Below are 8,074 nucleotides of genomic sequence, written 5' to 3'. Positions count from 1 at the left end.
TCCGGGATGGGGCTGAAGTCGACCTTTGCGCTGCTGCCGTTTGATATCGCCAAGGCGTGGCCGGGGGTGCGGGTGAGGCGGGTGGCGGGCGAGATCAATGGGTTCAGCTTTCGGACCGCTCTGTTCCCGACGCAGAGGGGTCACGGGTTCATCGTGAACAAGAAGATGCTGGCGGGGGCGGGCGTTCGGCAGGGAGACCGCGTGGCCGTCCGGTTGCAGCCCGATCTCGAGGAACGCAAAGAGCTGATGCCGGACGAGTTGCTCCGCGCCATGCGGGAAGCGCCCGGGCTGCGCAAGTGGTTTGACAGGCTGCCGGAGGGGCACAAGCGGTGGATTGCGCAGACCATCAGCGAGCCCAAGTCGGCAGCGTCCCGGCAGAAGCGTGCCGAGGAAGCGGCCGAGCGGCTGTATCTGACCATGGAAGGTGAAAAGGAGACGCCGCCGATCCTGCGGGCGGCGTTCCAGCGCCAGCCGCTGGCCCAGGCCGGCTGGAAGGCGCTGACGCCGGTGCAGCGGCGCAACCATCTGTTCATGATTTTCGGGTGCCGGTCGCCCGAGGCGCAGGCAAAACGGCTGCATGCGGCTATCGAGAACGCGTTATCGCGGGCTGGCCGCGGGTCGGGTGGGGAGCGCGCCGGCGGGTTGGGAGCGAGGATGCGTGAGGGCCAATTCGACGACAATCCGGAACTGTAAAGATTTGTTAAGCCCGGCGGATTTGTCGGCCAGGAACATCGGTTTATCGTCTAATGGGACAAGATGAGCACCCTAGCGTCCATACAGTCGATGTTTGCCCGAGGTTCGGCTGCTGCTGTCCAGCAGGAGGCGGTTCACCAGGAGAACCTGGCCATTGCTGCCGGGCTGAAGCAGCAGGAAGCCGGGCTGCTGGATGAGCTCATTGTGCGCTATCAGCACCGCTTGCTGCGCTATCTGCTCTTTTTGACCAGCAGCCGCGAGCTGGCGGAGGACCTCTTCCAGGAGGTCTGGATGCGGGTGTTGCTGCGCGGCGGGCAGTACAACGGCAAGGCGCGCTTCGACACGTGGCTGTTCACCATCGCGCGTAACCTGGTGATCGACTACCGGCGCAAGCGGACGCTGGCCAGCCTGGACGAGCTTTTGGACGGCACAACGGAAGACGACCGGCCGATGAGCTACGAGGTAGTGGACGGGCAGCCCACGCCGTTCGACCGCATGGCCAGCGGGCAGGATCGCGAGCGGATTGCCGCGGCGCTGCTGGAGCTGGACACCGTGTATCGCGAAGTGCTGGTGCTGCGGTTCCATGAAGATCTTTCGCTGCAGGAGATTGCCACCGTCACGCGGGCTCCGCTTTCCACGGTAAAATCGCGGCTGTATCGCGGACTGGCTGCCATCAAGCCCGGGCTTGAAGCGGCAACGGCGCGACCCGACGAGGTTGGCGGATGACAGTGCGGGCAGGCCGTGGTGCGGCCGACGGGAACGACGGGCTCAGCAGTCTGGCCGCTTCCCTGGGTGATTCCGACCGGGATCGCGTGGTGGCACGTTCCACGCGCCGTGTTGTGATGGCCTCGCTCGGAGTGATGCAGGACCAGAAAGCCATGCGCAAGCGCAGCCGGTCCCTGGCGCTGGCGGCGTTCGTGGTGGTTCTGCTGGTGATTGGGCCGCTGGCCTGGCTGGTGGTGGACCACTTCAATTCCGGCGGGACCTGGGGCGACCTGAACACCGAGTTTGGCCTGTGGGTGTGCATCCTGTGCCCGGCTTTGCTTGCCGCGGCGCTTGTGGCAGGGTGGCTGCGCAGGCGGTAGGCGCTCGGTTTCCGCGAACTTTCTCCACTTACAAAATCTGCTTTCGACCCGGCGCGCACGCCCGAAATCAGCGCTTGGGTTTCTTGAGGCGACGAACCTCAAAGGCACCGAGATTCGAATCTGTGTGAATCCTCGCTTGCCTTCAGGCCGTCTGTGCGGGGGAGCCAAGTTCGCCTTCCCAGCGGGCGACTACGACTGCAGCCATGCAGTTGCCGATGACGTTCATCGCGCTGCGGCCCATGTCCATGAGGGTATCTATGCCCAGTAGGACGAGGATGGCGCTGGAGGGAATGTGCAGGTCCGCGGCGGACGCCATCAACACCACCAGGGTGGCGCGCGGCACCCCGGCTACTCCTTTGCTGGTGAGCATCAGTGTGGCCAACATGATCAGTTGCTCGCCGAGCGACAGGTGAATGCCGGCCGCCTGGGCAGCGAAGATCGCTGCCATGGTGAGGTAGACGCTGGAGCCGGTCATGTTGAAGCTGTAGCCGGTGGGGACTACGAACGACACGATCCAGCGGGGCACGCCGAACTCTTCGAGGCGCTCCATGGCGAGAGGCAGAGCGGCCTCAGAACTGGTGGTGGCGAAGCCGATGGCGGCCGGTTCGCCGATGGCGGCGGCAAAGCGCCGGACGGAGATGCGGCCGGCGACGAGTATGGGCGCCAGCACCAGCAGGATGAACGCGGCGAGCGCTCCATAGTAAGTGACAGCAAGCTTGGCCAGGCTGGCGAGAAGCGCCAGGCCGGAGGTGCTGATGGTGTACGCCATGGCGGCCCCGGCGGCGAGCGGCGCGACCACCATGATCATCTTGGTCATGCGGAACATGGTGTCGGTAAGGGACTGCAGGACCGTCACGAGGGGGGCGCGTTTCGACTCCGGCAGCGTGGCCAGCGCGGTGCCGAAGAGCAGTGAAAAGATGGCCACCTGCAGGATCTGGTTCTGCGCCACGGCCTGCGCAATGTTTTCAGGGAAGATGTTGAGGATGAGCTGCTGCCATGTCTCAGAGTGCGCGGCGGGCGCGACGGCTTGCGTGGCTGCGGGGAGCGCCACGCCTGCGCCGGCATGCGTGAGGTTAATGGCGACGAGGCCGAGAAGGAGCCCGAGGGTCGTAACCACCTCGAAGAAGAGGATGGCTTTCAAGGCTACGCGGCCCACGCCCTTGAGTTCGCCGTGCCCGGCGATGCCGGTGACGATGCCGCCGAAGATGAGGGGGGCGACGATCATGCGGATGAGGCGGAGGAATAAGTCGCCGAGGAATCGAAGCTGGCCTGCGATGTGCGGGGCATCGAGGCCGAGGACCACGCCGGCAATCATGGCGTAGAAGGTCCACACCAGAAGCGAGCGCAAACGCAAGGCAACGGGAAGGAAGAGCGCGAGGCCGATCCAGCGCAGAGCGATGGCGAAGACCGTCAGGGATGGCGCCCGCGATCCAGCCAGGTGCAGCGCAATGCCCGCGGCGAACACGAGCATGGCCGCCGCGAAGAATGCGCGATCCGCGGTGCGGGCGAGCAGGGGGCGGCGCGGGCCGGGTTCGGTGTGCGTGGGCGGATTCTGGCTCAAGGTCTCCTTTATTCTATGGGCATGCCCCAGGTCGCCTTTCTCGAGTGCTCCCGCTGCCATCTTCACCATGACCCCGCCACTCCACAAACTGTTTGCACAGCCTGCGCGGGGTCGCTCTACGTTCGCTATGACCTCTCCGCCGCGAAGGGCACGGCTGCCCGAGACCGGATCGGAACGACGGAGCAGGACAAACGCTGGAGCGGCATGTGGCGGTATCGCGACGTGCTGCCGTCAGTGGAACCCGTGACGCTGGGCGAGGGATGGACTCCGATGTTGCCCAGCCGCCGCTTTGAGAGCGTGTGGCTGAAGGAGGAGGGAGCAAACCCGACGGGGACGTTCAAAGCGCGCGGACTGGCGCTGGCCGTGACCATGGCGCGGCACTATGACCTGAAGAAGCTGGCAGCACCGACGGCCGGCAACGCGGGCGGCGCGCTGGCGGCCTATGCCGCGGCGGCGGGAATGGAAGCGCACATCTTCATGCCCAGAGACACGCCCATGGCTAACCAGGTGGAGTGCCGGGCTTACGGCGCGCACCTGAATCTCGTCGACGGGCTCATCTCCGACTGCGGCCGCATTGTGGGCGAGCGCAAGGGCCCGGAGGGCTGGTTCGACGTCTCCACGCTCAAGGAGCCTTATCGCGTGGAGGGTAAAAAGACGATGGGCTACGAACTGGTGGAGCAGCTCGGCTGGGAGTATCCAGACGCTGTCTTTTATCCCACCGGCGGCGGTGTGGGCATGATTGGGATGTGGAAGGCGTTTGAAGAGCTGGAGCAGTTGGGGTGGGTCAGCGGCAAGCGGCCCAAGATGATTGCGGTGCAGGCGGCTGGATGTGCGCCGGTTGTGCGCGCCTTCGAACAGGGCGAGGCGGTAAGCCAGATGTGGCAGGATGCGCACACCTCGGCCTCAGGCCTGCGCGTGCCGAAGCCTTACGGGGACTACATCCTTCTGGACATCCTTCGGCAGTCGGAAGGGACCGCCGTAGCCCTGAGCGATGACGCGATCTTCGCCTCGCTGAAGGACTGGGCCAGCCGCGAGGGGCTGTTGCTCTCGCCCGAGGGGGCGGCGGCCACGGCAGCATACGATCACCTGATCGCGACCGGCTTTTTGAAGAAGAGCGATCGGGTGGTGCTGTTCAACACCGGAACCGGCAACAAATATACCGACGTGATTGGCGCGCGTGTGTAGGCGAGTTCAGGCGGAGGCGATGGGCGGCGCCACAGGAGTGGGCTGCGCCATCATCGCGGCCGGCGGATAACTGCGCAGCGCGTAATTCTGGGCGGGCATGGGATAGCCGGCTTTCGCAAACGCCTGCGCGATGGCGGTGTTGGCGTCGAAGTAGACCTGCCAATAATCCTTGTCGTGGCAGAACGGGCGCACGGCCAGCACCGGACCCGCAAAGTTGAAGCGGACGATCTCGACCACGGGTGCGGGGGTCGCCAGAACGTTGGGAATTGTGGGGAGCACGGTCATGAGCAGTTCGCGCGCGACGAAAGGACTGACGGTGTCGGCCAGTTGCGTTTCCAGATCCACGCGCCGGTAGGAGTTGGTGGAGAAGTTCTGTATGTTGTCCGCGAAGATCTTGTTGTTGCCCAGGTGAATGAGGGTGTTATCGCCGGTGCTCAGGATGGTGGTGAACAGGCCAATGGTCTGCACCGCGCCCTCGACTCCGCCGGCGTGGATGTGATCGCCCACCCGGAAGGGGCGCAGCACGATGAGGAATATGCCGGCGGCGAAGTTGGCCAGCAGGCCGCTCCACGCAGCGCCAACGGCCAGGCCGACGCCCGCCAGCAGCGCGGCGAACGAGGTGGTCTCGACCCCGAAGAATCCCAGGATGGCCACCACCAGGATGACGTTGAGAATGATGCTGAGGCTGGTGGAGGCGTAGGAGACGAGCGTGGCGTCGAGGTTCTGGCGGCGCAGCACGCTGCTGATGAGGCGGGTGCCAAAGCGGATCAAGGCGCGGCCGACGAAGAACAGCAGGATGGCGCCGATGATCTTCAAGCCGACGGCGGTGATGACTGCGGTGGTGGTCTGCGAGATGCTTTGCAGGTTGAAGGGCATGGCGACTCCTTCCAGGGCGGAAAACCCTGGCCGGCTCACAGGGTTTCACCAGAGGCCGGCGGTGCGCCACTCTGACTTTTGTCAGGTACCGGGAGGGGTGAATGCCTGCTTAGGACGCGGTACTGGAAGAAGCAGGCTTCGATTCCTTGGGGGCAGGCTTGGACTCGGCGGCCGGCTTCGACTCGCCGGCGGATCCGGTGGAGGAATCCGAGCCGGATTTTTCTGAGCCAGATTTTTCTGAGCTGGACTTCTCTGAGCCGCCTTTGTCCGAACCGGAGCCGCCGGAGGGCTTGGAAGCGTAGTCGTTCACATACCAGCCGGCGCCTTTGAACTGGAGTGCAGGCGCGGTGAGCGGGCGGATGAGTTCTCCGCCGCATTTGGGGCACGCTGTCTCCGGCGCATCCGCAACTTTCTGAATCTTCTCGAAACTATGGCCGCAACTGGTGCAGCGATATTCGTACAAAGGCAAGGTGTTCACTCCAGGGCTGAGAATCTACACCTCTATTCTAAGTGCGGGCGGCAGGTTTGACTGGACCGCCGCCCGGCTGGGGTTCGCTTACTGCGCTGTGATGGGCACGGAGGCTTCGTGGTTTTCCCACGCCAGAGTGAGTTTGCCGTCAGAGATGGTGTACTTGAGCTGCTCCACCATAGCCATCGGCTTGGACATCTCCATCTTGGTTTTGCCAAGGTCCTGGGAACCGTCATAGGCCAGGCCCCACTCGCCGGTCTTCTTGTTGACGATCAGAACCCAGTTGTCGGGGTCGGAGACGTCGACGAAGAGCGTGTACTTGCCGGCAGGGACGCTGATATCGCCGACCTTGATGGTGCCGTCGGTGGTGAGAGTGGTGGCTGCGTTAGCTCCAGCGCGCCAGATGGGATATTGTTTGTGGCTGGTCTGGATCAGGCCGCCCTTGTTGAAGATCTTGCCTTCGCGGCCCTTGACGCTCGGCGCAGAGTAATCGATGGTGACGGTGTGGCCGCCGATAGTCGCGGTTGCCTTTTCAGCGGGGCTCGCAGCCGGCTTCTGTGCGACCGCGAAGACCGTGGCTGCCAAAAGGCCGGTACAAAGCAAAAGACGCTTCATGCGTGTTTCCTCCTTGGGATACTTCGAAGAAGATGCCTGATCTACACCGTCGATGATTGTACCCGCTGGACGCGAGGCCGGCTGTCAAGGCAGCGTGGATTTATGCTTGATCGACAGGAAGTGGTATGACGAACACATCAGACGGACAGTGGGCCGGCCAGACGGCCGGAGCGAGCTTCCGGGCTGCGGTGGCAGAAGAGAAGCCACTGCAGGTGGCCGGCGCCATCAATGCTTACACCGCGCGGCTGGCGGAGGCTACGGGCTTTCGCGCGCTGTATCTTTCCGGCGGGGGCGTCGCGGCCAATTCGCTGGGCATGCCGGACCTGGGCATCAGCACCATGGAAGACGTGCTGGTGGATGTGCGGCGAATTACGGATGCAAGTTCCCTGCCGCTGCTGGTGGATATCGACACGGGATGGGGATCGGCGTTCAACATTGCGCGGACTATTCGCTCGATGATCAAGGCGGGGGCGGGCGCGGTGCACATGGAGGACCAGGTGGGCGCCAAGCGCTGCGGGCATCGGCCGGGGAAGGAACTGGTTTCTGCCGGCGAGATGGTGGACCGCATCAAGGCTGCCGTGGATGCGAAGACCGATGCGCAATTTGTGCTGATGGCGCGCACCGACGCGCTTGCCAACGAAGGGCTGGAGGCGGCGATCGAGCGCGCGCAGGCCTACGTGGATGCGGGCGCGGACATGATCTTTGCCGAGGCCGTAACGGAGCTGGGGCAGTACACAAAATTTCGCCAAGCAGTCGGCGTGCCCATCCTCGCCAACATCACGGAGTTCGGGCAGACGCCGCTGTGGACGCGGGAAGAGCTAAGCGCGGCGGGCGTGGATATCATCCTTTACTGCTGCGGCGCGTACCGCGCGATGAATGCCGCAGCGCTGAAGGTGTATGAGGCTATACGGCAGGAAGGCACGCAGAAGAGTGTGGTTCCGACGATGCAGTCGCGTGCGGATTTGTACAGGTATCTTGATTATCACGCTTATGAGATGAAGCTGGATGAGTTGTTTATGAAGAAAAGCGGGTAACCAGAAACACGTGCCCAAATTAACACGGCGCTACGCACTCAAAGCTTCCTGCCTGGCATTGACTCGCACGTTCAAGTGGGCATGTCTTCCGCTTCTGGCAATTGTCTTCGGAGCGGAACCAAGCAGCCTCGTCGCGGGATGCACGCCGATCGCGGGCGCGCATCAGATTACGAATTCCAGTGAGGGCTGCGGACCGTCTGAGGGCGGTGTACCCCATAAAGATCTGACAAGGCCGAGTGGAGTCTTCCTTGATTCGACGCTTGCGCGGTACGGCAAAGTGGATGGAATCGTTGCGCTGGGTATGCCATTGACTCCTTCAGCGCCAGCCGTTGGAGACCTCTCCCCTCTGCCGGCCTGTCGGCTCAAGTTCGTGTCGAACTATTGATTCTCTCTTGAGCGACATGGCAGCACTTGCCACTCTTGTGCTTTATCCATTAGGTTCAAAATCGCTGGAGGGTACGTGAGTCAGGCTGAGGCTTCCCCTGTTTTTAAGCCCAAGAAATCTGTCGCGCTGTCAGGTACGCCGGCAGGAAACACGGCTCTGTGCACGGTGGGC

General features: G+C 63.4%; 9 protein-coding genes. 5 read left to right on the top strand and 4 right to left on the bottom strand.

Features of this window, described 5'->3' with window-relative positions; genetic code table 11:
* The 3 genes from VGL22_RS05415 to VGL22_RS05405 all read left to right on the top strand — a co-directional run.
* Nucleotides 1-693 (top strand): YdeI/OmpD-associated family protein (locus tag VGL22_RS05415; protein ID WP_465265873.1); only part of this gene is annotated, 693 nt, incomplete at its 5' end.
* 63 nt (nucleotides 694-756) lie between these two features.
* Nucleotides 757-1,419, top strand: coding sequence for an RNA polymerase sigma factor (locus tag VGL22_RS05410; RefSeq protein ID WP_465265872.1), 663 nt, complete (start codon nucleotides 757-759; stop codon nucleotides 1,417-1,419).
* Nucleotides 1,416-1,778, top strand: a complete 363-nt coding sequence (locus VGL22_RS05405) for a hypothetical protein (protein WP_465265871.1) — start codon at nucleotides 1,416-1,418, stop codon at nucleotides 1,776-1,778. The genes VGL22_RS05410 and VGL22_RS05405 overlap by 4 nt, the downstream gene beginning before the upstream one ends.
* Before the next feature lie 142 nt (nucleotides 1,779-1,920).
* Here the strand turns inward: VGL22_RS05405 and VGL22_RS05400 are convergent, their stop codons facing one another.
* Complete coding sequence (locus VGL22_RS05400) at nucleotides 1,921-3,339, bottom strand: dicarboxylate/amino acid:cation symporter (protein ID WP_465265870.1); 1,419 nt, start codon at nucleotides 3,337-3,339, stop codon at nucleotides 1,921-1,923.
* A 21-nt stretch (nucleotides 3,340-3,360) separates the two neighbouring features.
* Here VGL22_RS05400 and VGL22_RS05395 point away from each other — a divergent pair, with 21 nt between their 5' ends.
* Entirely contained in the window at nucleotides 3,361-4,524 is a 1,164-nt protein-coding gene (locus VGL22_RS05395) for a threonine synthase (RefSeq protein ID WP_465265874.1), read from the top strand.
* A 6-nt stretch (nucleotides 4,525-4,530) separates the two neighbouring features.
* Here the strand turns inward: VGL22_RS05395 and VGL22_RS05390 are convergent, their stop codons facing one another.
* The 3 genes from VGL22_RS05390 to VGL22_RS05380 form a co-directional block, all read right to left on the bottom strand.
* Nucleotides 4,531-5,400: a mechanosensitive ion channel family protein gene (locus tag VGL22_RS05390; protein ID WP_465265869.1), complete on the bottom strand. Its 870-nt coding sequence runs from the start codon at nucleotides 5,398-5,400 to the stop codon at nucleotides 4,531-4,533.
* Nucleotides 5,401-5,509: 109 nt separating this feature from the next.
* Nucleotides 5,510-5,869, bottom strand: coding sequence for an FmdB family zinc ribbon protein (locus tag VGL22_RS05385; RefSeq protein ID WP_465265868.1), 360 nt, complete (start codon nucleotides 5,867-5,869; stop codon nucleotides 5,510-5,512).
* Nucleotides 5,870-5,956: 87 nt separating this feature from the next.
* Nucleotides 5,957-6,484, bottom strand: a complete 528-nt coding sequence (locus tag VGL22_RS05380; protein WP_465265867.1) for a DUF2911 domain-containing protein — start codon at nucleotides 6,482-6,484, stop codon at nucleotides 5,957-5,959.
* A gap of 125 nt (nucleotides 6,485-6,609) precedes the next feature.
* Here VGL22_RS05380 and prpB point away from each other — a divergent pair, with 125 nt between their 5' ends.
* Nucleotides 6,610-7,518, top strand: coding sequence for a methylisocitrate lyase (gene prpB, locus VGL22_RS05375; RefSeq protein WP_465265866.1), 909 nt, complete (start codon nucleotides 6,610-6,612; stop codon nucleotides 7,516-7,518).
* Nucleotides 7,519-8,074 lie beyond the last annotated feature (556 nt).

It is taken from the genome of Occallatibacter sp. (assembly GCF_036502485.1).
GTDB lineage: Bacteria > Acidobacteriota > Terriglobia > Terriglobales > Acidobacteriaceae > Telmatobacter.
The sequence above is the reverse complement of the archived record's forward strand: the minus strand, read 5'-3'. Positions and strand labels throughout refer to the sequence as shown.